Origin of the sequence: Salsuginibacillus kocurii DSM 18087 (genome assembly GCF_000377705.1) — a bacterium.
Lineage (GTDB): Bacteria > Bacillota > Bacilli > Bacillales > Marinococcaceae > Salsuginibacillus > Salsuginibacillus kocurii.
The window spans coordinates 16,528-41,948 of record NZ_KB898637.1 but is presented as its reverse complement, the minus strand read 5'-3'; the positions used below and the strand labels follow the sequence as shown (position 1 = coordinate 41,948).

The window sequence follows — 25,421 nt, the reverse complement described above, 5'->3', positions numbered from 1 at the left end:
GCCAAGTAAGTAAGACCCCTCAAAGATGATGAGGTTGATAGGTCTGAGGTGGACGCGTGGCGACACGTGCAGCTGACAGATACTAATCGGTCGAGGGCTTATCCTAATGGTTTAAGTCAACGCACCGGTATTTCATCAACGACGCTATCCAGTTTTGAGTGAATAACACTCTATATTGGTCTGGTGGTGATGGCGAAGAGGTCACACCCGTTCCCATGCCGAACACGGCCGTTAAGCTCTTCAGCGCCGATGGTAATCGGGGGGCAACCCCCCGTGAGAGTAGGACGCTGCCAGGCTCATGTGCCCACGCCTTTGCGTGGGTTTTTTTGTGTTTTCATGTATTTTTAGTATACGTTGACAGCATTGCTGCGATCGTCTACACTTAATATAGTTACTTATTTTTACTTAAAAATCCTTAATATTCCTTATAGAGGTGGAACATGAATCAAGAGGAGCGACTTGTCCACATTTTAACGTTTCTCGAAGAAGAGAAAAGCTTAAATATTAAAGAACTATGTGATCGCTTTCATGTTTCAAGAGACACAGCTCGCCGTGATATTGTGAAATTGAGTGAAAGAGGGCTGGTGACGCGTACCTATGGTGGCATCACGGTTCCTTCTTTTTTTAAAGTAGTAGATCATTATACTACTCGTACTGATGAAGAAGTAAAAGCAAAAGAGGCTATCGGAAAACGGGCTGTGGATTTTATTCAGGCAGATGATTTGGTGTATTTTGATGTTTCTACTACCGTTAGTTCTATCCCTCACTATTTAAACTCCCAAGAGTTAAGTGTAGTTACAAATTCGATTGACGCAGCTCAGCAGTTAATCCGAACAGAAAAAGTAAATATTCATTTGCTGGGAGGAGACTTAAACAAAGAGTCGCGGCATTTGTCGGGAAGCTTGGCGATGCAAAACCTTTCCCATTTTTATTTTAATTCGGCGTTTGTGGGCGCCCTCGGGGTGAGCGAAGAGGGGATATTTTACGGCTATGCAGAAGATATTTACTTAAAACAAGAAATAAGAAAAAGAACGAATAGGATGATCGTTTTAGCCGATGAAAAAAAGTTGAATCAACAAGCTCACTACCGGGGGTTAGAAATCGAAGAGGTGGATGTACTTATTACGAATGGCAATATGCCGGCTGCATTGCAGAAAAGGTTTCAATCTGCGGGGGTAGAAGTAATAGAAGTTAAGTAATGTGAGGAGGAGTAACATGAAAGCTGTTGTGTTTGATTTTGATGGTACGCTTGCGGATACGCTTCCTAACTGTATTCAAGCGTTTCAATATGTGTTTAAAACGTATGACGAGAAAGCATACAACGATGAAGAAATTAAGAAGATGTTTGGGCCTTCGGAGCAGGATATTATTCGCGAGAATCTTCGCAGTGATCATAAAGAACAAGCCATTGAAGCTTATTATGAAACGTATACCACCCACCATAAAGAATACGTAGAGGATAATAAAGAAATCACGGAACTGCTATCGTATTTAAAGGATAAGGGGTATGTAATGGGCATTGTGACGGGCAAAGGGAGAAGAAGTTTGGATATTTCCTTAGATATGCTAGGCATGTCGGAGATGTTTGATGTCATTGTCACAGGTGATGATGTAGATAGGGTTAAGCCGGATCCGGAAGGCGTGCACAACGCATTGGCAGGCCTCAAGACGACACCTGCTGAGGCTATGTTTTTCGGGGATAGCGACGCCGATATGGAAGCTGGTTTAGAAGCAGGATTGATCACAGTGGGGGTGCAATGGCTGCCGCATCCACAAACGAAAACGTATGAATATGAGCCGCATTACACGCTTCAAAGTGTGCAGGAAGGGATGCAGTTTTTTAAAGAGGAAAGGTTCAAGCAAAGGTAGAACTGTGAGTATAATCGACTTTTAGTAAGGGCGGAATGTTGTAAAGAGGACTTGAGGAACCGTACAGTATAGTTAATTTAAGGATGGTGGCAGTATGTATAAAGCCATTATTTTTGATGTGGATGGAACCATTATTGACACAGAAAAGGTTATTTTAAGAGCTCTTAAGCGAACGTTGGAGAACGAGCTTGGAAAGACGTACAAGGAAGAGGAATTGCGTTTTGTCCTCGGCATTCCTGGGGAAGAGGCTCTGAAGAAATTAAAGGTTCCCCGGATCAAAGAGATTCATCGAAAGTGGACGGAGGCAGTAGCGGAAGGCGGGGGAGATATATCGTTATTTGCCGGAATCGAAGAAGTGATTCAACACTTGGCAAATGGAAACGTTCGTTTGGGTGTGGTTACTTCTAAGCTGAGGGAGGAACTGCGGTCGGAATTTACTCCTTTCGGGTTGGATGGGCATTTTGAAACGATGATTTGTGCTGATGATACGTGCCGACGAAAGCCTGATCCTGATCCACTCGTGGCCTGTATGGAAGCTCTAAATGTTAAGGTGGGAGAGACGATATACATCGGTGATTCTAGCTATGATAATCAAAGTGCGCATGCAGCAAACGTTGATTTTGGGCTTGCCTATTGGGGAGCGAAGACCACCGAGGGCTATCAAGCGGAATATATTTTTAAAAAACCGAGCGATGTACTGTGCTTGCTTTGAAGATGTTGAAAATGAAGAATGTGGGTTGAAGGGAAAGGGGCAAGAGCTCTGCAGGAGAAAAGCGAGTCAGATGTAAAACGCTGAAGAGGTTCTGGGGTTGAGCTGCTGAGCCGACCAAGGTAAAGAAGAAACAGCTAATAATCATTAGGAAGCCGGTGGCGCAAGTATGTTTAAGGGGAAGCGAACATTACGACTTTTGTTTAAGAGCGCCTCCGTGAAAGGCAAGACTCTGGGTTAGTTTGAACGCTCTGCCAAGGTAAAGATTTAGATAGCGATATTTCCGTTTTATGAAATACAAAGAAAGAACCGGCCGTGGTGGCTGGTTCTTTCTATTTACACGCTTTTATGCTCGAGTTTTTCCTAGTCCTGACTCCGCGTTGCAGAACGCTGCGCAGTTCTAGAAAAACTTGTCGCATCTGAACAAAGCGCCTCCGCTTTTCTTCCTACTCTTCGTTTCGGTCTAGGTATTCTTCAAGTGCGTCTTCGATAATGAGGTAGATGTTGCGTTCTTCCATGAGAGATTGCATTTTCATGCGTTTGTGCAAGTCGGTGCGCAGGTCAAAGGAGACGCGTTTGCGTTCTATTTTTGGTTCTGCGCCTTTGCGTTTGGTGGGTGCTTTTTCTTCTTCCTCTGTCTCTGCCTCTTGTTCCTGTTGTACAGGTTCTGTCAACGAATGGGACGGAGAAACTTGTTTCTGTGAGCGTTTTTTGTTTTTAATATCATCAATCTTGGACACGGTCGATCAGCTCCTTATAAAATCCTTCGTACTGGGCTAACGCCTGTTTTATTTCCGGGTTTTCTTCAAATCCATACAACGCCAAACGTCCGGTCGGGGCTTTACGGGTGATAATCGTTTCAAACACGAGTTCGGGATGATCTTCTTCAATAATCTCGTTGAACGCTTTCGCATCATTGCGGCGTACATCATTCATTGTCCGTAAAATCCCTGCGATATTTACTGCGTTCGGACTGACATCACGGGCGACATCCACCGAATCAAGGAAATTCGGAATCGCCGAATAACACCAGTTTGAGCACTCATACATAACAACAACATGATCGCTTGCACACAAGGCATTTGTCGTCTGCTCACTGAGTGAAGGCGGCGTGTCCATCACGACAAAATCGTAATCTTCGTCGATTTGTTCCATAATATTATTTAAAACAAGCGACGGACTGCCCGTAAAGCGGACCTGATCCCCTAAATACGTTTTCCCCGTGTAGAGCCAGCGCTGAAACGTCGCGAGAAAGTTATTAGCCGGAAGCAAATCAATCTTTTCATCCACCGAGAAAATATACGGGCGCGCATCTTGTTCCTGCATCGCTTCAAGTACCGAACGCTCCGCAAACTCATTCGCAGGCGTCTGCGACAAGAGCTCTGTTAAATTCCCCTGCGAATCTAAATCCACCGCCAGCACCTTGTAGCCATCACGAGCTAACAGATGAGCGAGCACACCGGTCGTCGTACTCTTACCACACCCGCCCTTCTGAATTCCCATCGTAATTCGAATTGCCATACACGGTCCCTTCCTTCTGTAAAAAGTTCAAAGTGACGTCACGCCGTTATGTATCCCACTTGCTTCGCCCGGTTGATTTTGTTTCAGCTGCCAGGGGGCAGCTCTTAGCAAGTCAAGTCGTGTCGCGAAGCAGTTGAAGAAGGCGTCAACGTTTCTTTATTTCTTCGTAAATTGTTTTCTTTATATCTTGCATTCATCTTCTATTATAAGAAAAACTAGCTTAACATGCTACCTTTTCCCAAGGAACAAACAGAAAAAGTAGCTAGAAAGCGCCCGTTTTCAAATAGAAACGGGCGCATGGGGTAATTAAAAGAAAAATGGAAGGCCGAGCCACCAGAGCCAAGGGAACGGATAACGGTGCCGGCGGAAGCGGCGAAAACGGCGCGGGAATCTTCTGCGGCCATAACCTGGGCCTGGGCCGAATCCAGGTCCATACCCGAACTGGCGCTGTTCGTATTGGGGATGGTTGTGTTGGTAGTTCATGTGCCCCATATCCATATCATAGGAATCTCCGTCTGGCATTAAAATAGTCATGCCTTCTTGGTCATAGTCTTCTAAAATACCTTCATGCATTTGCCCGTCTGCTGTTTGAAATTGAATAAAATGTAAGTGGTACTGATGGCACATATCTTGTAGTTGTTGGTGATGACCGTGTTGCTGACCATGCTGCTGTTGGTAATCGTGACGCATAGTACTTTACCTCCTCTTTTGTTTTCACCCATAGGCTATGCAACGCACAAAGACATGTGACACGTATATTAGCGGCCTATACATTTATCAAGGTGTTGCATAAAGTAAAAACGACATTTATTTTCCTATAAGGGAGGGAAAGAAATGGCTAGTGATTTCAAAAATAAACCTTTCACAAAAGATGAGTTTCCCTACAAAGATGCTCATGAAAAGGTGCATGAGCGCAAGGAAGAAAAGCCTGAACCTGCACCTGAGAGGGAAGAGCGACCTCATGACCCGTGGGAAGAGTTATTATTTGGCGATCTGTTTGGAAGAAAAGCCAAAATAGAGGAGGAGCCAAAGAAAGAGAAGCCTATTGACGAGAAACCAGTTGATGTAGACAAAAAGAAAAAAGTGGAAGAAGATGTGAAAGTAGAAAAAGATAAGGACCCTATTTTTAATCGGATTAGTGACGTATTAGATATTTTGGAAAGAAGAAAAAAACATTAGCTTTGCCAATGTCTTGTTTGAAGAAGCAACGTAAAAAGTATGGAAGCAGGAAGTGTAGAACAGCTTCCTGCTTCTTTTCTGTGAGCTTTTCACCCAAGTCTTTTCCTATATATAAAGCTTAGGAGGTGGTGTTACTCCTTCTAGCACCTCAGGAGTGGTTGATGCCTCCGCAATGGAATGTGAAGCTGAACTAAGCCCAGACCCAGACTCAGAACCAGAAGAAGTGCCGATGCCGCTCATACCTTTCATCATTCTAAAAATTAAAGGCAGGTTCTTGACCATCGGACCATACTTTTGAATAATCGGACCTGCGGTTTCAGCAGCTTTCATTGCCTGTTGTACATAATGCATGGCGCCTGGTGCAGCAGCTCCTGCTCCTCCAGCACCTTGAGCAAAGAAGCCGCCCAGTTGAGGGGCTAGTGACGCAAACCCAGGCATGGTACCAAAACCGGTGGACCCGCCGGCAACTGGGGCGCCAAAGGATTGCGCAAACGAGTTAACGGCTCCGGAAAGTGGGCCAAAAGAAGCCATTGGTGGCGGGGTTCCCATCGGCATAGCAAAAGGGGGCGGCGGTAGTTGAGGTAGAAAGGGATTCATGTAAGCTCCTCCTTACGTTCGGTTCATTTGAATTTCTAGCAATAGCAATAGCGGAACATTTGCAGGATCTACTATAGGTTTATTCATTAGCTCTTCGTTATGTCTAGGCCCTCATACCAAATAAAAGGCATCTACCTAATTTGATTTTAAATAGTCCCACGCCTGAGGTAGGTGCATATACTGTAGCGAAAGCTGCAAAGGAGGAGATTATATGAGTTATGATAAGCACGATAAAAAAGATGATAAAGGGAAAGGTTTTGCTTTGGTCGTTGTGCTATTCATTCTGCTTATTATAGTAGGAACAGCTTGGAGCAGACCATATGTAGGTCATCAGCCTCATTATGGCCACTATATGCCTTGCTGTAGTTCAGGCTGTGGCTATTAAGGGAGGGGTCAATTACCTAAAAGGGGCCTGGCCGCCTTTTAGGTTTTTTGAGCTGACAGACTAGGAAATTTACGCAATTGGTACGTTCGTCCAAACACATCACACAAGATGACATATGCTAACACTGTATCACATGTCTTAACGTTGGAGGTGAAGAGTGTGAGCTACGGATACGGAAAAGGAACAGGCTTTGCGCTGATACTCGTTTTGTTTATCTTATTGGTGATTATCGGCGCAGCTGTTGTGTACTAAAATAAGAGGCATACTGGAGATCCGCCGGCTGCGACCGGCGGATTTAAAGGTTACATAGCTCCTGTCGAGTAAAACCACCGGCCTTTTTAGTTACCAGGGGTCTCGGTGGTTTCTTTCGTTTCCGTTTCCACTTCAGCTACCGCTTTTACTCGGTCGGCGTATTGAACGACCACGCGTTTGGAAGCAAGCACAACAAAGGGTTTGATATACCAGCGCAAGGGCTGGTTTGTTGTCGTATATCGAAAGAGAGTCGTTTGTTCATCGATTTTAAACAATTCATACGTTGTCGTAATATCAAACATGTTATTCAACGTGAAGCCGACTTTCACTTTTTTCTCTTCAGGGGAATCTTTGTAATCTAAGGTCTCTACGTCATATTCCATTTTTCTTTTTCCTTCACCATACGTTTGCCGGTAGATACTGCCGACCTTTTCTTCCGTCACCGTTACGGGTTCATGCTTGATCACATTTGGCATCGTCTTTCGCATCGCCTCCACGGACTCATCAAATAACGGCCAGACGTCTTCGATCGGTGCTTGAATCTCTCGTTCGGCACTCCATTTTTTCATGGCGAATCCCTCCTATAGAACTCTGCTGGAAGATAAAAACATAAACAATAAGTGAGATGGCTTCGTATTGGCCAGCGCGCAGCCCTGCAAACCGTGGCTACGGCTAAGCTTGCAGTCTATCTACAGAAAACGGTCTGGCCTTTCTGCTCTCTATGTTAATTGTATAGAAAAAATAGCGGAAAACAAATACCGTCTTTCGGACAACTGAATGGCGGCAAGTGCAACAAACGAGCTGTATAGTGGGCCATTCCCATTTTTATTCTCACTCAGTTATATTTTAACAGGAGTTGCCAAACTCATAACGAACTTATAAACAACCACTTTTGCCTAGAAGATTCATAGAAAAAGATGCAATGAAGTCTGGAAAGGAGTATGAATATGAACGTAGACATCATAATAACGAACGCTTTTGTGCTGACAATGGAAGGTAAAGGTGTGGGTATGATGGAAGATGGGGCTGTTGCAATCAAAGACAACCTGATCGAAGCCGTCGGGCGAAGTGAGGATATAAAGCAATCTTATTCGGCCGCGGAAGAGATTGATGCTACCGGTAAACTCGTCATGCCTGGGTTGATTGATGCGCATATACATACGGGGCTGGCGATTGTTCGTGGTGTCTCGCAGGATATTAATAATTGGATGCAGGAAGGGAACTGGCCGTTTATGAAACATGTAAGCGCTGACCATCACCAAAAAGGGTCGATGATGAACATCATCGAAGGGGTGAAAGTAGGGACGACGACCTTTTGCGATTACGATTCCCATATGAACGATATCGTCCCCAATTATGCCAAAATCGGGGCACGAGCTCGTGTTGCTGAATTAATCAACGAAATTCCAGCTGACATTGGCGATATCCCGGTCGGAGAGCTGTATCCGTTTCATGCCGAGATTGGTGATCGAAAGCTGCAAAATAATATTCGTCTCCTTGAACAGTGGCACGGCGCTGAAAATGGGCGCATCACCTGCATGCTCGGCCCCCACGGTCCGGATATGATGAGCCGGGAACTGTTGAAAGAAGTACAAGCCCTGGCCGAGAAATATGATACGAACGTGCACATGCACGTGGCACAGGGGGATCGGGAAATTGAGCAAATGGTAAAACGTTACGGCAAGCGCAGCATTCCGTTTTTAGATGAGATCGGCTATCTCAACGAGCGGCTGTTGGCCGTCCATTTAACCGAAGCGACCAAAGAAGAGACGGAGCTCGTCGCTAAGCGGGGGGCGGCGATGATCAATTGCAGCGGTAGCATCGGCATTATTGACGGGATTGTCCCTCCGCTGCATGAGTTTATCGAAGCAGGCGGGAGCGCTGCCTTAGGCTCCGATCAAGCACCTGGGAATAACTGTAACAACATGTTTAATGAAATGAAATTCGCTGCTATTTTAAACAAAGTAAAGCACACTGACCCAGCCATGTTTCCGGCTCATCTGGCACTCAGGTTGGTCACCATTGACGCGGCCGAAGCGGTCGGGCTAGGCGAGGAAGTCGGTTCATTAAAAGCAGGCAAAAAAGCCGATTTGCTGATCGTTGATTTAGCGGAACCGAGCCTCTCACCCGTAATCACCTCACCGATTCGAAATATTGTGCCCAACCTCGTCTATTCAGCGAAAGGCAGCGAGGTAGAAGCTGTCATGGTGGACGGGCAGTTCATTATGCGGGAGCGCAGGCTCCAAACCGTGGATGAAACGAACGAACTGCAAGCCGCACAAGCAGCAGCAAGGGAGATCAGCCAAAGCGCCGAATGCACGATTCATCCCGAGAGTGTGCTGCTGAAACGAATGGAAGCTGGTGAGTTGTAACCTCAGCGCACATAGAAAACGCCCTGGAACTTATGTCCAGGGCGTTTTCTTAAATTCTTGTGTTGATGAAGTTGCCTTTATCTGGCTCTGCTACTTGCTCGAGAGCACGGATCTGTTCTTCTTGGGATTCATTCATCTGGTCAAGAAAATGGTGCTGCTGCTGTTCTGTCGTGTCCATTGCCCGTTTCATCCCAGAAACATCTTGGGATTGGATCTTCGACACAACTGCTCCTAATCCTTGGGTATCCATAAAGAGCCCTCCTTGTTTAAAAGGAATCTACTGGTATCATATCGAATTCTTTAGAAAAAGGAAAGTAGGTTGATTCATATCTTAGAAGATGAGCCTATGCCTGATGGCGGGACCTATGACCTGAGCAAAAGGATTGCTGCTTCGATACCATCATAAACCTGATACAGCTTAAAAAGAGGAATGAATGGTCCAGATAACGGGGCTTCTATTAAAAACAGTCCGGATTTTCTTTTCAAACAGAGGAGGTATGTTGGAATGAAGGCATTGCTGGTGATTGATTATACGAATGATTTTGTAGCAGAAGATGGGGCTTTGACGTGCGGGGAGCCGGGTCAGGCGATTGATGGGTACATCGCGGAGCAGGTGGATGTATTTGTGGAAACGGGAGACTATGTCGTGTTTCCGACGGATTTGCACGAGGCGGAGGATCCATATCACCCGGAGACGCGCTTGTTTCCGCCGCATAACGTGCGGGGCGGTGAAGGCCGGGCGCTCTATGGCCGGGTCGGGCTGGCGTATGATGAGCATCAGCGTGAGGCGGGGGTGCGGCAGATGGATAAGACGCGCTACAGCGCGTTTGCAGGTACTGACTTGGATTTGCGCTTAAGCGAACGCGGGATTGTCGAGCTACATCTCGTCGGCGTCTGCACAGACATTTGCGTACTGCATACGGCGGTCGATGCTTATAATTTAGGCTACAAGCTTGTCGTCCATAAAAACGGGGTGGCGAGCTTTGACGAGCGCGGCCATGACTGGGCGCTCGGCCATTTTGAGAATGTGTTGGGTGCGGAGGTCCTTTGAAGCGAGAGTGTCTGTCAAAGTAAAAGGTGAGGAGGAAGATATGTGCAACGCGCTACGGACATTTGTTCCGCTAATTTACCTGTAAGCCCGTCGTTTGAATGGGTAATGGTCCTCTGTTCCTCTAGTCCTGGCAAATCGGGCTTTTTCACTGAGTTTTCGGTTGGATAACGGAACGTAGGTCCACGAACCATTTACGCCTATACAATTCAGCCAATTCGTGTGCTTCCAACTCCCCTCGATTAGTCTTTAAGTCAGTTAAAAGATTGGGAAGCTGCTCTTGGCAGCGAATAGGAGGGGCTCCACCCAAATAGTTTTTAAAAACAGAAGAAAGGAAGCACCATTATTTGTATTTTCGTTATAGACCAAAGCGCTAAAGTTTCTTCTTTTGCTCAGGAAAGTATTCCCCCTTCTTTTTCGCAAGCGTGATCCCAGGCGTACATCAGCCTTAAGAAAGTTAACGTTAACATACAACTTTTCAACTTTTTTTAATTGAAATGGCTTAAAAATTTGGTAGGATGGAGAAAGTAATGTTCTGCTCAATCCGTCAATCCTATGGCTCGTAAGATATGCTCAATGTATTTCAACGATGGGGGAATCACACAGTGGCTAAAGAAAAGCAGCAAAACAACGTGAATGAGATTGCAGTTGGCGGAGTTCAGTATGCTTGGAATATAGAGGAAGGACAATTTCAACTTGAAGGCGAAGACATCATGGTGTTTTGGATAGAAACAGCGATGAGGTCTTTTATCGATACGATAGAGGAAGTATCTGGAGATGATGCGGCTGAAGTAGTAATGGAAACAGCCGGTTTTCGCATGGGTGAAATTGTTGCTGATTTTTTTGTGACAGACGATCCGTTCGCCACTATAAAATCGCTGCCGGCGATATATGCTTCTGCTGGATGGGGGAACGTCGAGATTATTGAGATTTCCGAGAAAGAAAACAAACTGACCCTCCGCTTAAAAAACACGTGGGAATACAAAATAAACAAAGTGCAGGGCAAGGAGGCACTCGGGTTATTCATCCCTGGGCATTGGGCGGGGATCTTGTCTTCTTTGCTCGGCACTACGATCGGTTATGAGGGCTATAAAAGCCAGGTGGAGGGTGAAGAGTATGATGAAATTTCGTTTTTTCCTTCCACGGCTTCCCCGGTGAAGAACATTCATGAGTTCACGCGCCGGCAAGAACAGCAGGAGATCGAGAAGCTGGAGGCACTGGTGAGCGACCGAACAAAAGATTTGGAGAATATTGTACGGGAAATCTCCTCTCCCATCATTCCTGTGTTGGAAAATGTCGTCGTTGTTCCTTTACTTGGAAAGTATGATGGAGTCCGGGCTGAAGATATGTTAAACCGGACGATGGAGAAGCTTCCGGATTATTCCGCTAATTATTTGATTCTTGACCTTACCGGGATTGAGACGGATATAGATGAATATACCATCTCCTTGATCCAACGACTCACCCAAGCGGTTGACCTGCTCGGTACGAAGAGCATTTTAGTGGGAATTTCGCCGGAGCTTGGCATCCGCATGACAAATTCCAAGTTTGATTTATCAGGGATGGAGTGTTTCACCAACTTAAAGCATGCCGTGCATTTTGCGCTTGCTCAAGAAGGAAAGCAGATTATCGGCTAAGGTCCAATGTTTTCAAACACATTTGTATTTTCTTAAGGCCAGTCTTCCTGTGTGGAGGCCTGGCCTTTCTTAATCTCCACTTCCCTCTCAACCAGGTGAAAGGCCTGAGGGGAAGGTGAACATGGAAGAGGAAGAAGCCGGCCCGCCTTAAGCTCCCTTCGGTCAAGCTTATCCCTTCAATATCTACTTCTCCTGCTTTTAATTTTGGGCTGATAGAACGATTTGTCTTACGAATCCAACACAAAGAAATGGGAGCAGGAAGGTTGCAAAACATCACTAAATTACTCAATTGTTAGTAGTCTTTGCCGGAAAATTTCTAGTATCAGTTTGACATAAACGGATGGGATTTACTCCACTTTGAATCTCGTATATAGGAGTGTGTTTTGATAGCGAGAGTAAGAAGAATAGTAGATCAGAAGTGAGGGAAGGGATGACTACTTCTTTATGAATGGAGTGGGCGTGGCAGTTTTTGCTCCTCTGCCAAGCAAGATGTTTTAGCAATTAATGGAATAAATGCTATACTGATCATAGCTTAAGTTAGCGTTTGCAAAATAGGGAGCGCTAGTAGTAGAAAGGGGTAGAATATATTGAGGAAGTTGTTTAAGAACGGGACTGTTCTGACGCTTGATGAAAGCATTGGTGACTTTGATCGGGCTGATATTTTGGTAGAAGGTTCTAAAATCGTTGAAGTTAAACCAAATATTGAAGCCGATGATTGTGAGGTTGTTGATGCTTCAGACATGATTGTTATGCCTGGCTTAGTTGATTCGCACCGGCACACGTGGGAATCTCTTATTCGTAATGTAGGGGCAGACTGGTCGCTGCAAACGTACCTGGGCAGCATTTATTATGGAAACCTTGGTTCGAAAAGACGGCCACAAGATGATTACATAGGCAATTTACTAGGGGCTCTCGAAGCGCTTGAAGCAGGTGTGACGACATTGCTTGACTGGACAATGGTTATTTCCCGAGATCACGCTGAGGAAATGATACGAGGATTAGACGATGCGGGGATACGAGCCGTTTTCGCTCATGGGCCTCCTGGAGATGCGGAGTATTGGGATCAAGCAAGCGAGCTTGATAACACAGCGGACGCTCGTTTTATAAAAGAAAAATATTTTTCTTCTAGAGAGCAGCTTCTTACTATGGGACTCGCTATCCGCGGACCTGAATTCAGTTCTTGGGAGACGGCGGTCAAAGAAATTAAAGTAGCGCGGGAACTAGAAGCAGTGTGCAGCATGCACCTTGGGTTTGGGACGTGGGGAGCGACGGAGCGCTCAATTGAAAAGCTGAATCAAGCTGGATTGTTAGGGCCGGACCTTAATTTCACCCATGCTAACGCGATTCGTCCTGAAGAAATGAAAATGCTGGCGGAAGAGGGCGGAAGTGTTTCAGTCACGCCTGAAGTAGAAATGATGATGGGTCACGGCTATCCTGCTCTCGGCCAGGCTCTTGAAAATGGTGTGAAACCAGCGCTTGGCGTCGATGTGGTGACATCAACAGGCGGAGATATGTTCACGCAGATGAAATTCGCGCTCCAAGCAGAACGGGCGCGTGTGAACCAAGAACAGCTTTCTCAAAACATCATGCCCGGACCGGAGCTGCATATCACGGCCAAAGAAGTGTTAGAAGCTGCGACCATTGACAGCGCAAAAGCACTACTGCTCGATGACAAGGTCGGGACGCTGACCCCAGGAAAAGAAGCAGATCTCATTATGGTCCGTGCGACAGATTTGAACATTTTCCCTGTAAATGATCCGGTAGGAACTGTTGCGCAATGTACACACACGGGGAATGTAGATTCTGTTTTTGTAGGAGGAAAGGCAGTTAAACGCCATGGGAAGATGCTTCATACTGACTTGGAAAAACTGCGTAAGCGAGCGATTGAAGCGAGAGACTACATGTTTAATGCATCTGTCAGCAACTCTTAATTGCTGAAACAGATTAATAGTCCAATTAAAGCGCAGGCGCTACCTGTGAAAGTAAGGATTTAAAAATAAATGAAAAAAGCTTCCCCAATTAGAGGATGAGAACGTCTTCTAATTGGGTTTTTTTGGTAAAATGAAGCAAAAAGGGAGGCTAGCGAAAGAAGACCCCTCCCACCTTTAAATAAAAACGAGTTTGACTCGAAGAGCGGCGTGGTATTACATATAATCATTAACGCCGGTGTGTTACGTTAAAATGATAGTTTACATGCTGGCAAAGGAAGTAGGAGCATAAACGGACAAAAAAGCGCTCACTGAGTAAAGAAGACCGTCCATCACTCCCTGTCCACCTCATTGTAGTACGCTTTTTTGTTTCGTTTTGTTTTGCAGAGTAAAGTGATAAAGCGAAAGGCACGCCCGAATGTTTCATACATAAGGAAGGTTGCTCTCGTAGGCAAAGGATAAACGGAGAGGAGGAAGGAACTGTGACAACTGAAAAAAGGATCCGCTGGCCGGTGTTTTTACCTGTAGCTTGTTTACTCGTTGTAACAGCTTTAATTGGAGCAGTTTGGCCGGATCGATTCTATCAACTACAAACGGCGGTGGTTGATTTTGCATTTATCCATTTTGGCTGGTTGTTTAATTTGACCGTGCTGTTATTCATTTTTATTACGCTTTATCTTGGATTTTCGAAGTTTGGCCATATTAAATTCGGCGGGGAGGAGGCTGAGCCGGCAACATCGAAATGGCAATGGTTTGCGATTTCGTTGACGGCAGGCATAGGGGTCGGAATTTTATTCTGGGGACTGGCTGAACCAATCACTCATTTTATGGAACCGCCACAAGCGTTAGGGATCGAGCCAGGAACAGAAGAAGCTGCGCTTTTTTCGATGGCTTCAAATCTAGCACATTGGACGCTCGCCCCGTATTCGATATATGTGCTTGCAGGCATCGCAGTTGCGTATGCTCACTATAATGTAAAGCTGCCTTACAGTATCAGTTCAACGCTTTATCCTTTACTAGGGAAGCGGGTGTTTGGAGGAACTGGGACTGCGGTTGATATTTTGTGTATTTTTGGGATTGCTGGCGGGATGGCCGCCGTGTTGGGTGAAGGTGTGCTCCAACTAGGAAGTGGGATTGGTTACTTGGCGGGGATTGAGAGCGGGCCGCTGTTATGGACGGTGCTTGTCGGGTTAATTACGTGTACATATATCATTTCAAGCGCTACAGGGCTGAAACGAGGCATTCGATTTTTAGCAGATCAGAATACGAAAATCTTTTTCTTTTTGCTGGCTTTTGTATTTATTACCGGTCCGACTGTCTTTATTTTAAATCTCGGAACGCAAAGCACCGGTGTATTTTTGAGCGATTTCACGGAACGGTTTTTGTGGAACAGTGCGATGGAAGGGTCGGAATGGCCGCGTTGGTGGCCGTTGTTTCATTGGTCCATATGGCTTGCCTATGCACCGATTATCGGCATGTTTTTAGCACGGCTTGCTTACGGGCGGACAATCCGCCAGTTTGTCTGTTTTAATCTGCTGCTTCCGGCAGGCTTTGGCATGCTTTGGTTCTGGGTCTTCGGCGGGGCGGCGATCTTTTATGAGTGGCAGGGGGAGAGCGAGTTTTGGCAGTTGATTAATGCGGAAGAAAGCGGATTAGAACTGTCTTTGTTTGTATTCTTAGAGTATTTGCCATTCACGCTGCTTATTAGTTTGCTGATGCTTGGCTCCATTTTTATTTCATTTACAACGTTGGCAGATTCGCTGACAACGACGGTCTCTTCGTTAACGACACGGGGCAACACCTACCTCGACCCAGAACCACCGACGAAAGTAAAAGTATTCTGGGGCAGTTTGCTCGGCGTGATGGCCTTATTAACGATAACAGCAGGTACCGGCGGCGAGATCAGCGGCATAGAAGCGGTGAAACAAATGGCTACTGTTGCCGGCTTTCCAATTCTCTTTTTTATCATTGTCCAAGTGACAGCAACACTAAAAGGGCTGTTACAGCAAACGAGATATGACAATGTCAATCATCCCATTCCGGGGAGCAAGGAAAAGCCGGAAGCGAAAAAAGGGGAGAGCGAAGCGGGAGCGGCAACGGACCGGAGAGAATGAAGCTTGAGTGGGCCTGGGGCGCGGCGTTAACGTCAGGTTTTCTGCCAGATTGGCTTGGTTTCCCACCACTCCGTTTGAAAATTAGGAATTTTGTTGGGTGGTGTTTCAACCTCCTGACATAAAGGTAAAGGCTACTATCTTAAGAAGAAAGGTGTGTAGCCCGTGCAAGCTGTAACGTTTCAGGATAAAGAAAAAATGGTAGTTAAAGAAGTCGAAGACCCAAAGATTAGCGAAGGCCATGACATGATTGTACGTATCACCGCATCCGGCATTTGCGGCTCTGACCTCCATTTATACAAGGGAGGCATTCCGCTAGACCAAGACTACGTGGTCGGGCATGAACCAATGGGGATTGTTGAAGAAACCGGGCCAGATGTGAAAAATCTGCAGAAGGGCGATCGCGTCGTTATTCCTTTTAACGTAAGCTGCGGCACATGCTTTTTCTGTAAAAATCAAATGGAAAGCCAATGTGACGAATCAAATCCGCACACAGAAATGGGTGGCTTGTTTGGTTTCTCCGATATGTTTGGCAACTATCCAGGCGGGCAAGCCCAGTATTTGCGCGTCCCTTACGCTGACCAGACCTCTTTCAAAGTACCTGAGGACAGTGAATTAGAAGATGAAAGCGTATTGTTTTTATCCGATGTGATTCCAACGTCCTGGTGGAGCGTAGAGCCAGTAAAACAAGGCGATACGGTAGTCGTTTTAGGCTGTGGCCCGATTGGACTGATGACGCAAAAGCTGGCCTGGTTAAAAGGAGCCGAACGCGTCATTGCTGTCGATCAGGTTCAGCACCGTTTAGACCACGCCAAACGCACGAACAACGTGGAGACGTATGATTTTAGTGAAAATGAAGAAATGGGCGACCTGCTCAATGAAAATACAAAAGGTGGAGCGGACATCGTCATTGATTGTGTCGGCATGGACGGCACCGTACCCCCAAGTGTGGAATTCGGCTCTGAAGGGGAGAACCAATTTGGCACAATCAGCCCGCTGGTGACAGCTTCCAAAGCAGTGCGCAAGTTCGGTACTGTCCAGGTTACCGGCGTGTACGGAACCGAAGCGAACAACTTCCCGCTCGGTGACTTTTTCGCCCGCAACGTTTCGCTTAAAATGGGCCAAGCCCCGGTCGTGCATATGATGCCAAAACTGTACGACATGGTTGCCAACAACAGATTCGACCCAACCGACATCATCACCCACAGCATGTCGCTCGAAGACGCCCCGAAAGCGTATGATATATTTGATAAAAAAGAAGAAGGCAACATTAAAGCGATTTTGAAGCCGTAGGATCAGAAGGTAATAAAATAGAGGAAGGGGGGGGCGTTGCGGGGCAGCCCACAGGATACCGCGTCGCAGCAGGCCGGGAAAAGAAAGAGAGTTGGTCTGCTCCTTTGCTTACGGCCACGCCTAAAATGGCAGTTTCGGTAACCGTAACGGACATGGGTTCCGCTAATTGGGCCAAAAACCGGTGTACAGTTTGATTTTGCAAACTTTATCGGAACAGATGTCCGTTAACCTGATACTCCTTTCTCATATGACAGATCAAAAAACCAGACGAGATGCACGTACGTGCATTTCGTCTGGTTTTTTAAGGGACCGTGCTCCTTTTATTTCACAGTGCCTCCATTTCTACCTCAGCAGAGTAGTTAATGAATCATTGCTGCATAGGCTAGAGGAGGGGGGTAACGATGAAGCATATTATCTACGAAGATTGTTGCTGTGACTGAGAAAGAGGCTTTGGATGTCCAAAACAAAGAACAAGCTGTGAAGGAGCGGCCTGTGCAACTTTACGTGAGGACATTGCCAGTGAGACATTTGACCCGAGCAGCGGGCTCGTCTATCGGTATTTTCTTGAAAATGTAAAATATGAACAGGCTAGTGAAAGGTGTCCAGCCAATTTTCATTTAGCGACGGTTAGTGAGATCAACCAACTTAGCCATATGTTTACCTACATTGATAAAGACCAAGGTTTAAAATTATGTCCTACCTTAGTATGGAGCACAGATGCGATGGGAAATGCCATTATCGTGAGAATTCAACCATGTGATGGACAAGGTATAGAAATTATAAATGGTGCCTGGATAAAAGGGTGCAAAGCGCACGTGATGTGTGTTGAAAATGGTGTGTGAATAAATGATTTTGTGAATTGTCCTTTGAGAAAGGTATCGCAAGAATAAGGAAACGGGGGAGGATGGCTGGCACCGGCCACCTCCATCCCCACAAGTTTTGCGAAAATATGACCAGCTTTAATCGGTAAGATATTGATATAATCTGTAATCCACTGGCTGATCTAACTTAAATTTAATTTTAACGATGGGAAGCGGCTCACCAGCATCGTTAGGAATAGTAGTTTCTTCAGATTCATAAGGAATAGGCCGGGCCGTACCTAAGTAATAGAAGTCTGTCCCTTCATCATCACTTTTCTTTACGAAAATATGAATCTCATTTTCCTTTTCCTCCGCCTCAAGAATCTCCCTGACTTCACCTGAGTTCAAGGTTCGGTTGTTCCGTGTGAACCATTGGAGGAACTCCGGGGTTAGCAGCTTGTCCCCGTAAGCTACACTGGAGCTGACGTCTTCACTCTTTTCGTAGGTAATAAAGATCGGCGTCGTGTTATGTTTGGTTTTATACCCAAAGACTGTTGCGCTTTCATCGTTGTCCCAGGTTAAAAGTTTTACGACGTCTTTGCGGGTATATTTTTGGTATCTGGTCAACTTTTGCCCACATTCATAAGCTTGACTCTTTTGTAAGCCGGCCTGTACCGCATCTTTTACAAATGAAGCAAATCGTTCATTTTCCTGCAGGCTTATTTTCATTTGCGCTGTGAACTGGAAATGGGCCCCGTTTTTCTCAATGATTTGAACATGATTATATTTTTTAAGGGTTGGTTTGGTAAAGAATTCCATTGAAACGACGCGCTCCAGCGATTGCTCTACATATGGATCCCAATAACAGCCGTGCTGCAGCAGCAGGTCTTGCAGCGTGCTTTCAGGTACAGTACTGGAAGCAAGAAGCTCGTTCATCAATAATAGTTCATGTTTTCGTTTCCCTGGCAAAAATTCATGCGATAGAAGTGTTAATGCTCCGCTTTCAAAGCGGTTGAAGCTAGCTTCTACTTCGCCTGTTTTGACCAGGAAATCATAATAATTTGTTTTTTGTTTTTGGATGATGACTTCGGGGTCAATCGAGTCGTGGTTTAAAAAATCCATAAGCATGGGTATTCGACCGAGGCGGAACTTTAATTTATCATATTCCTCTTTAATCATTCGTGCGGCGGTCAAATTCCCCCGGTCGATGGAACGATAGACCTGCTCTTTTGCAATTTCCTCAAAGTTGACAACTGACAAGCCTTTTATGAAATTAGTATTTCGCAAATAGCGGCGGACATTATCTTTGTTTAAAGACTGATCGCCTGAAAGAGCAATGGGGATGAGGTAATTCTTTTGATGGTTGCCGATAAAATCAATTACGGTGAGAAATTCCTTATTCTCAGCTTTTCGCAAACCCCGGCCGAGCTGTTGAATAAAAATGATACTGGATTCGGTTTGCCGCATCATCACGATTTGGTTCACGGAAGGAATGTCCACACCTTCATTGAATATATCAACCGTAAGAATATAGTCGAGCTGGCCGTTTTCTAATTTATCGACTTCTTCTAACCGTCGCTCTTGTGAAGCGTCACCGGTTAAAGGTACCGTCCGATAGCCTTCATCGTTCATAATATTACTCAACTGTACGGCTTCGTTTTTGTTGGAGCAAAAAATAAGCCCGCGTACACGCTCGCCGGAGTAACCATAATACTCTATTTTTTCGAGCATGTAAGGTGTGCGTTCAGCAAGTGAAATGCGTGCCATCTGATCTGGTTGTTCAATGTGTTGGCTTTGAAGTTCTATGTCAGTGACTCCGAAGTAGTGAAAGGGACAGAGCATATTTTCCTCTAGCGCTTCTTGCAGACGGATTTCGTAAGCGATGTTGTAATTAAACAGTTCAAAGATGTTGAAGCCGTCGGTTCGTTCAGGGGTTGCAGTCATTCCCATAAAATAATCCGGCTGAAAGTAATTTATGATTTTCTGATAGCTCGATGCGCCTGCTTTATGTACCTCGTCAATCAATATATAGTCAAATTCCGTTGGATCAAAAAGGGACAGTGTCTCGTCTTTTGAAAGCGTTTGAATGGTAGCGAAGGTATACCTCGCTTTCCAAGCTTCTTGATTGCCGGTTAACAACCCTACCTCTTCGTTTTGGGCGCCCAGCACTTGTTGAAAATCTTGTTTTGCTTTACTTAATATTTGTTCGCGGTGGGCTATGAAGAGAAATCGTTTCGGTTTATACCTGCGGACATCGAACGCAGACAAAAAGGTTTTGCCGGTGCCTGTTGCAGAAACAATCAAGCTGCGCCTGGCCCCTTCCTTACGTAATGCTTCAATACCTTGAAGGGCAGCAGTCTGCATCTGATTTGGCTGAATGTCGAGTGAACGGGTAATCGGATTGACCTGATAAGTTGCGGGGTGTTCAGCTACTTGTCCAGCTTCTGTTATATGTTGCTGATATTCTTTTTCATATTCGGTAATCCATTCAAAGGTTAGAGGATGAGCATTTTCCCATATATCAAGAAATTGTTTATGAAAATGATGTACAATATCGCCTTGGTCGTGCGATGTTACTTTGATGTTCCATTCATAATTCACTTTAAGCGCAGAAGCGGTAAGATTTGAGCTTCCCACGATTAAGGAAGAATAATTTCTATGTTGAAAAATATACCCTTTGGAATGAAAACCTTCGAGGTTAGTGGTCCTGACTTCGAGGTTTCGTATTTTCATTAATTCACGGAAGATCTTTGGCTGATTAAAGGCAAGGTACGTAGAAGTAAGAACTTTCCCGTGTACACCGCGAAAATAAAGATCCGAAAGTTTAGCTTTAAGAGCCGAGAGTCCGCTTTCGGTAATAAATGCTACGGAGAAGACAAACGTTTCACAAGTGTCCATTTCTTCCAGAAGCGTATTTAACATATGGTCTTCTTCTTTGTTTAAAACGAGTTTCGGCTTCAGAGAGCTTTTCTGCCCATAGTTTTTATTAATAAAGCCCTTTTCCAAAGAGGCACGGAGTTGGTCGGTTAAGTGCTCCATAATGTCCCTCCTAAGATGCGTTCGTTAATACTTCAATCGTTGGCAGGTCAGCAGCTGCCCACTCAAGTTCAGCCAATTCATCTTTCGTCCGCCATTCCAATTTAATGTGTTCATTTGTGTTTGGAGTTCCGTTCATTAACTTACAGTAATATGTAGAAAGATGAACGACAGCAAAATCATATTCATACGAACAATCTGCAATGTGGTCGTAAACCTCGATCTCGCACTCCATTTCTTCGAAAATTTCTCGCTTTAACGCTTCTTGCTGTGTTTCGCCACTTTCAATTTTCCCCCCGGGGAACTCCCATTTATAGGCGAGCGTCTTGGTTTCACCTCTTTGCGCACATAGAATGCGATCTTTATCTGTAATAACAGCCCCTACGACATGGACTTCTTTTTTCATTGATGTCACCTTCTCTTTTTTATAGCTTACTTTAGTTTACCAATTCCAATAAAAGAACTGAAGCTAGGAGCATGAAAAAAGAGTAAACTTCAATACTCCGTTCACTAGCTATATCCAGTACCTTCCTCTCCTTTTAACACCTTTGCTTCAAGAGGGTAGCCTCGTTTTTCGCCGCGGCTCGTAGCGATAATTCGTGTCACACAGAGACCAGCTGTAATGAGCGGCAGAGCTAAAAAGTAAAGCATAAATACAGCTGAGTGGACAAAGTACAGCCCATTTCCGACTATAAACAGGACGCTTACAGCGAGTAAGAAGTTAAAGGCTGCTTGCGCATGGAAACGCGTGAACGAAGCTTTATTTTGAATGGCGCTGAAAATAAGAAAGAGTATAAACAACATGAGCAGTAATGAGAGCAGTGGGAATATGGCTCCTGTTAATCCGGCCAGCGCTGGCATAAATAAGGGAAAAACCCCGTTCAATGCGAGCAGATGGCAAAAAAGGGCCAAGCCTGAACCTTTATATATACCTGGTCGTTGGAGATTACGGTTCTCCGAGTCTTGCAACCTGCGATTAGCATCTATAGACATAAGCAAACCTACTTTATCAAACTAGAATGTATAACAACATTTCATCTAAATTGTAGCGAAATGAAACGAACTGAGCAATACGAAGAGAGAAGTTCAACAAATATTGGGGATATATTCCTTTTCTGTATTGCTATTCGATCGGTGGAGACGTTTTATAGTTAAACAAGTTCCACTTTCATAAAGCTGGGGGAGGTCGCAAAGTTTCTCCACGCAAAACCTTTGCGATAGGTTGATGCATGCAGGATGTACTGTCTATGTCGTCGGGGAAACGACCACGCCAAGTGTATAAAAAGATGACCTGATTGTGGAAAAACGGTTAATGACGCTAGCTTCAGGCAGGAGCGTTTGCATGTGGAGTGGGAGGTTCTTTACTTGACCAGAAAGCTATTGCCGAAGGAAACTACACTGAGCTCACAGAGCGGGCAAAAAGACTTATGGAGGCAGCCCGTTAACTCAACCGCCAAGATAGGGGGGAACAATAAAAGCTGGACCTGTAGCGGGCCAGCTTTCCTTATTGATTGACTTTCAGTTGATTTACGGAACATTCTCGGGAAAATACGTAACAATCGCTCCAGAATACATAACATTCCATATTTAAGTTTGGCTTATATGCCGACGACTATTCTTCTTCCTCGCTCTTCAGCCATTCCCATGCTTCGTTCTGCTGTTCATCGGTGAAGTGTTTCACATCGATGCCCAGGGTGGAGTCGTAGATGGAAGCCCCCCAGTCGACTAAGCGCTGGTCGCCAATCAAGGCAACTTTATGGATGTTGCCGACGTGTTCGCGGGCAAAGCGCAGACGGTCATCGATCGTGCGCAGTTCTGTAGTGGGCAACTCGGGTAGATGCATTAACAGCCGGACTTCGCCTTCTTCTTGAACAATGTTTTGGACGTCATCGGTTAGCTGTTGGTAATCTTCTTCAGTTAATTGGCCAACTACTTGGTATGCCAAGATCGAGCCTGTGCTTTCGTCTAATCTCTCAATCATCGTTCATCACCTCACCCTCTTTATTCTCGCAAAGACCGCCGACAAAACCTGGATTTGCTAGGTGCAACCATTTCATTTGTACAACATATTTGTGCCAACGGTTGCTTGTTTCTATTCCAGGAATGTGTCCCATGCTTAACTATAGGTCATCGTAAAGTGGAGGACGACGACCGCATTCGTCGGGTTTATATAGGCATGCTCACGGTCGCCGTTAAACTTAATCGCATCATGTTCGTACAGATGGTATTCCTTTTCTTGCAGTTTAATGATGACTTCGCCTTGCATCACGGTTACATATTCAACGACTCCAGCCTGATGCGACCCGGGAGCATATTCACTATCAGGTTCTAAATAGGCTCTATGTATTTCCAATGAACCGTGATGTGCCGCATCAAACATCGGCTCGAGTGTGCACGCGTCGTTAGCGCTGACGACTTTATTTCCTTCATGTCTTCTGGAAAGTTGAATGTCTTCACTTTCAGTTAGGAGAGCAGAAATAGGAATAGTTAGTCCGTTCGCGATTTTCCAGATTACACTGAGAGAAGGGTTGGCTTCACCACGTTCAATCTTGCCTAGGGTTAACTTGCTGACTCCGGTCCATTCAGCTAACGCTTGTAAGCTTAGGCCTCGTTCCTGTCGGATACTTCGCAGTGTGCTGCCAACTTGTTTCGCTATCTGCGCAGCATCATGATCTGCCTGCTTATCACTCATACACGTTTCTCCTTTCTCTGCATGGATATTCACAACTGCCCCTGTTGTAGTATGCTATAATTAACCAAAAGTAAACTATAATATGTTGTTTCTGGTAAAGAGGAGGGAGCGGTGATATGAAAGAAATGATGATTGGCATCTTAGCCTCCATGTTTTTTGCGGTTACGTTTATTTTAAATCGCTCGATGGAGTTGGGTGGCGGCAGCTGGCTCTGGAGTTCCTCACTTCGATTTCTTTTTATGGTACCATTTTTGTTTCTGATTGTGCTTTTTCGGCGCAATCTTAAACAAGTAATAGAAGAACTTGCAAAAAAGCCGCTTCCTTGGCTCGGCTGGAGCTTTGTCGGATTTGTTCTATTTTATGCGCCGATAACCTATGCGGCGGCATACGGGCCCGGATGGCTTGTCGCAGGCACGTGGCAGCTTACCATTGTAGCCGGTGTGCTCGTAGGACCGCTTTTCTTTACCACAATACAGACAAAGGACGGCCCTGTTAAACAAAGGCATCGCCTTCCCGTGCGAGGGCTGCTTGTTTCTTTGCTTATCTTTGCAGGTGTTATACTTATCCAATTGGACCAGGCGGAAGGCATCACCTTTCATATGCTTATGGCAGGGGTATTGCCGGTTTTGGTCGCTGCATTTGCTTACCCGCTTGGCAACCGCAAAATGATGGAAGTGTGCGGCGGCCGTCTTGATACGTTTCAGCGGGTCTTCGGCATGACGGTCGCTAGCCTGCCGTTCTGGCTTCTTCTTAGTGTGGTCGGCCTGATTCAAGTCGGTCCGCCTTCGCAAAGCCAACTGCTCCAAACCTTTATCGTTGCCATATCTTCCGGGGTAATTGCCACCACTTTATTTTTTATAGCCACTGACCGGGTCAGACAGCATCATGGCAGACTCGCAGCCGTTGAAGCCACGCAGTCCACCCAGGTGATCTTTGTGATGGTGGGTGAAATTCTGTTGTTAGCTACGCCGTTGCCAAGTGGGACAGCGATCGCCGGCCTCTTGATCATTATGGGCGGCATGCTTCTTCATAGTTTTTACAGCCAAAAGGTTACAGCCAAGCAAAAAACAGAGCTACCCCCGCCTCCTGCGCGCACGCGGCACAGCTGACCAACAGTTCAAGCCGAATCATTTGGCATCCATCCGCTCATCCGGTATCGTAAAAATCGAATCGTACTTATTTTCAAAAGGATGGTTGATAGGCATGAATTCATTAGCTGGAAAAACGGCGCTGGTAACTGGCGCGAGCAGTGGGATCGGCGCGGCGGTGGCCAAGGACCTGGCCGGACGTGGGGCAGGAGTTGTGCTCACCGCCAGGCGGGTAGAGCGGATTGAAGCGCTCGAACAAGAGATAAAAGATGCAGGCGGCGAAGCAAAAGCGGTGGCTGCTGATGTGACGAAAAAAGAAGATATGGAAAACGTCGCCGCGGTCGCGGAAGAAACGTTCGGAACGGTCGATATTTTAATTAATAATGCCGGCGTGATGCTATTGTCGATGTTAAAAAATGATCAGGTGGACGAATGGGCGCAAATGGTGGATGTGAACATTAAAGGGGTCTTGTACGGCGTGCACGCGGTGCTTCCGAATATGCTGGAAAAAGGAAATGGGCACGTTGTTAACGTTTCTTCGGTGGCTGGTCATGAAGTGATGCCTTCAAGTTCTGTATACAGCGCGACGAAGTTCGCCGTGCGTGCCTTTTCAGTTGGGATGGAAAAAGAGCTCTCCGGCCTGGGCGTTCGGGTAACAAACATATCTCCAGGTGTGGTGGAGACCGAATTAACCACCCATATCACGGACGAAGAAGTGAAAAGCCGATTTGAAGGTGCTGAAATGTCAAGCTTACAAGCTGAAGACATCGCCAATGCGGTCGGCTACGCGGTGACGCAGCCGGAAGAAGTGAATGTAAACGAAGTCACCGTGCGTCCAATGAAAGGGTAATACAAATAGAGGACCCCGGATAAGAATTGGGTCTTTTGTTAGAGGAGCAGCTCG

General features: G+C 45.7%; 24 protein-coding genes, 2 rRNA genes and 1 pseudogene. 16 read left to right on the top strand and 11 right to left on the bottom strand.

What is annotated here, in order from left to right:
• The 5 genes from D469_RS0118435 to D469_RS0118415 all read left to right on the top strand — a co-directional run.
• Positions 1-106 (top strand): 23S ribosomal RNA (locus D469_RS0118435); the annotation flags it as partial.
• 73 nt (positions 107-179) lie between these two features.
• Positions 180-296: ribosomal RNA gene (gene rrf / locus D469_RS0118430) — 5S ribosomal RNA — on the top strand.
• Positions 297-440: 144 nt separating this feature from the next.
• Positions 441-1,199 carry a DeoR/GlpR family DNA-binding transcription regulator gene (locus tag D469_RS0118425; RefSeq protein ID WP_018924860.1) on the top strand — a complete coding sequence of 253 codons (759 nt, stop codon included), beginning with the start codon at positions 441-443 and terminating at the stop codon, positions 1,197-1,199.
• A 16-nt stretch (positions 1,200-1,215) separates the two neighbouring features.
• A complete protein-coding gene (locus D469_RS0118420; protein ID WP_018924859.1) occupies positions 1,216-1,869 on the top strand; it encodes an HAD family hydrolase in 654 nt (217 codons plus the stop codon).
• A 94-nt stretch (positions 1,870-1,963) separates the two neighbouring features.
• Positions 1,964-2,581, top strand: a complete 618-nt coding sequence (locus tag D469_RS0118415; protein ID WP_018924858.1) for an HAD family hydrolase — start codon at positions 1,964-1,966, stop codon at positions 2,579-2,581.
• Between the two features lie 443 nt (positions 2,582-3,024).
• Here the strand turns inward: D469_RS0118415 and D469_RS0118410 are convergent, their stop codons facing one another.
• The 3 genes from D469_RS0118410 to D469_RS0118400 form a co-directional block, all read right to left on the bottom strand.
• On the bottom strand, positions 3,025-3,318 hold the full coding sequence (locus D469_RS0118410) for a hypothetical protein (protein ID WP_018924857.1): 294 nt from the start codon (positions 3,316-3,318) through the stop codon (positions 3,025-3,027).
• Positions 3,305-4,099: a ParA family protein gene (locus tag D469_RS0118405; protein WP_018924856.1), complete on the bottom strand. Its 795-nt coding sequence runs from the start codon at positions 4,097-4,099 to the stop codon at positions 3,305-3,307. Before D469_RS0118405 ends, D469_RS0118410 begins: the two co-directional genes overlap by 14 nt.
• Positions 4,100-4,405: 306 nt before the next feature.
• Entirely contained in the window at positions 4,406-4,789 is a 384-nt protein-coding gene (locus D469_RS0118400; RefSeq protein WP_018924855.1) for a hypothetical protein, read from the bottom strand.
• 144 nt (positions 4,790-4,933) lie between these two features.
• Between D469_RS0118400 and D469_RS0118395 the strand changes: the two genes are divergently transcribed.
• Positions 4,934-5,278 (top strand): hypothetical protein, encoded by a 345-nt coding sequence (locus D469_RS0118395; RefSeq protein WP_018924854.1) that lies wholly within the window; start codon positions 4,934-4,936, stop codon positions 5,276-5,278.
• Positions 5,279-5,383: 105 nt separating this feature from the next.
• Here D469_RS0118395 and vrrA read toward each other — a convergent pair whose 3' ends face one another.
• Complete coding sequence (vrrA, locus tag D469_RS21350; protein ID WP_018924853.1) at positions 5,384-5,875, bottom strand: VrrA/YqfQ family protein; 492 nt, start codon at positions 5,873-5,875, stop codon at positions 5,384-5,386.
• Between the two features lie 211 nt (positions 5,876-6,086).
• Between vrrA and D469_RS22810 the strand changes: the two are divergent.
• Together D469_RS22810 and D469_RS22635 are read left to right on the top strand one after the other, a co-directional pair.
• Positions 6,087-6,191, top strand: a pseudogene (locus D469_RS22810) (YjcZ family sporulation protein); the annotation flags it as partial.
• A gap of 228 nt (positions 6,192-6,419) precedes the next feature.
• Positions 6,420-6,512 carry a YjcZ family sporulation protein gene (locus D469_RS22635; RefSeq protein ID WP_018924851.1) on the top strand — a complete coding sequence of 31 codons (93 nt, stop codon included), beginning with the start codon at positions 6,420-6,422 and terminating at the stop codon, positions 6,510-6,512.
• 86 nt (positions 6,513-6,598) lie between these two features.
• Here D469_RS22635 and D469_RS0118375 read toward each other — a convergent pair whose 3' ends face one another.
• Positions 6,599-7,081 (bottom strand): SRPBCC family protein, encoded by a 483-nt coding sequence (locus D469_RS0118375; RefSeq protein WP_018924850.1) that lies wholly within the window; start codon positions 7,079-7,081, stop codon positions 6,599-6,601.
• 378 nt (positions 7,082-7,459) lie between these two features.
• Here D469_RS0118375 and D469_RS0118370 point away from each other — a divergent pair, with 378 nt between their 5' ends.
• Positions 7,460-8,884, top strand: coding sequence for an amidohydrolase family protein (locus tag D469_RS0118370; RefSeq protein WP_018924849.1), 1,425 nt, complete (start codon positions 7,460-7,462; stop codon positions 8,882-8,884).
• Positions 8,885-8,933: 49 nt separating this feature from the next.
• Here D469_RS0118370 and D469_RS0118365 read toward each other — a convergent pair whose 3' ends face one another.
• Entirely contained in the window at positions 8,934-9,134 is a 201-nt protein-coding gene (locus tag D469_RS0118365) for a hypothetical protein (RefSeq protein WP_018924848.1), read from the bottom strand.
• A gap of 255 nt (positions 9,135-9,389) precedes the next feature.
• Between D469_RS0118365 and D469_RS0118360 the strand changes: the two genes are divergently transcribed.
• The 5 genes from D469_RS0118360 (at position 9,390) to D469_RS0118340 (ending at position 16,901) form a co-directional block, all read left to right on the top strand.
• Positions 9,390-9,935 carry a cysteine hydrolase family protein gene (locus tag D469_RS0118360; RefSeq protein WP_018924847.1) on the top strand — a complete coding sequence of 182 codons (546 nt, stop codon included), beginning with the start codon at positions 9,390-9,392 and terminating at the stop codon, positions 9,933-9,935.
• Positions 9,936-10,537: 602 nt separating this feature from the next.
• Positions 10,538-11,569: an STAS domain-containing protein gene (locus D469_RS0118355; RefSeq protein WP_018924846.1), complete on the top strand. Its 1,032-nt coding sequence runs from the start codon at positions 10,538-10,540 to the stop codon at positions 11,567-11,569.
• Positions 11,570-12,153: 584 nt separating this feature from the next.
• Positions 12,154-13,500, top strand: coding sequence for an amidohydrolase family protein (locus D469_RS0118350; protein WP_026286308.1), 1,347 nt, complete (start codon positions 12,154-12,156; stop codon positions 13,498-13,500).
• A gap of 479 nt (positions 13,501-13,979) precedes the next feature.
• A complete protein-coding gene (locus tag D469_RS0118345; protein ID WP_018924844.1) occupies positions 13,980-15,611 on the top strand; it encodes a BCCT family transporter in 1,632 nt (543 codons plus the stop codon).
• Positions 15,612-15,773: 162 nt separating this feature from the next.
• Positions 15,774-16,901 (top strand): alcohol dehydrogenase catalytic domain-containing protein, encoded by a 1,128-nt coding sequence (locus D469_RS0118340; protein ID WP_018924843.1) that lies wholly within the window; start codon positions 15,774-15,776, stop codon positions 16,899-16,901.
• A 959-nt stretch (positions 16,902-17,860) separates the two neighbouring features.
• Here the strand turns inward: D469_RS0118340 and D469_RS0118330 are convergent.
• The 5 genes from D469_RS0118330 to D469_RS0118305 all read right to left on the bottom strand — a co-directional run bounded on the left by D469_RS0118330 (position 17,861) and on the right by D469_RS0118305 (position 23,429).
• A complete protein-coding gene (locus D469_RS0118330) occupies positions 17,861-20,740 on the bottom strand; it encodes a DEAD/DEAH box helicase (protein WP_018924841.1) in 2,880 nt (959 codons plus the stop codon).
• Between the two features lie 10 nt (positions 20,741-20,750).
• Positions 20,751-21,143, bottom strand: a complete 393-nt coding sequence (locus D469_RS0118325; RefSeq protein ID WP_018924840.1) for a (deoxy)nucleoside triphosphate pyrophosphohydrolase — start codon at positions 21,141-21,143, stop codon at positions 20,751-20,753.
• 104 nt (positions 21,144-21,247) lie between these two features.
• Positions 21,248-21,730: a magnetosome magnetite crystal formation protein family gene (locus D469_RS0118320; protein WP_018924839.1), complete on the bottom strand. Its 483-nt coding sequence runs from the start codon at positions 21,728-21,730 to the stop codon at positions 21,248-21,250.
• 619 nt (positions 21,731-22,349) lie between these two features.
• Positions 22,350-22,718: a SpoIIAA family protein gene (locus D469_RS0118310; RefSeq protein ID WP_018924837.1), complete on the bottom strand. Its 369-nt coding sequence runs from the start codon at positions 22,716-22,718 to the stop codon at positions 22,350-22,352.
• A 135-nt stretch (positions 22,719-22,853) separates the two neighbouring features.
• Positions 22,854-23,429 carry a helix-turn-helix domain-containing protein gene (locus D469_RS0118305; protein WP_018924836.1) on the bottom strand — a complete coding sequence of 192 codons (576 nt, stop codon included), beginning with the start codon at positions 23,427-23,429 and terminating at the stop codon, positions 22,854-22,856.
• A gap of 116 nt (positions 23,430-23,545) precedes the next feature.
• Between D469_RS0118305 and D469_RS0118300 the strand changes: the two genes are divergently transcribed.
• On the top strand, positions 23,546-24,538 hold the full coding sequence (locus D469_RS0118300; RefSeq protein ID WP_018924835.1) for a DMT family transporter: 993 nt from the start codon (positions 23,546-23,548) through the stop codon (positions 24,536-24,538).
• Positions 24,539-24,632: 94 nt separating this feature from the next.
• Positions 24,633-25,367, top strand: a complete 735-nt coding sequence (locus D469_RS0118295) for an SDR family oxidoreductase (protein ID WP_018924834.1) — start codon at positions 24,633-24,635, stop codon at positions 25,365-25,367.
• Positions 25,368-25,421: the final 54 nt, after the last annotated feature.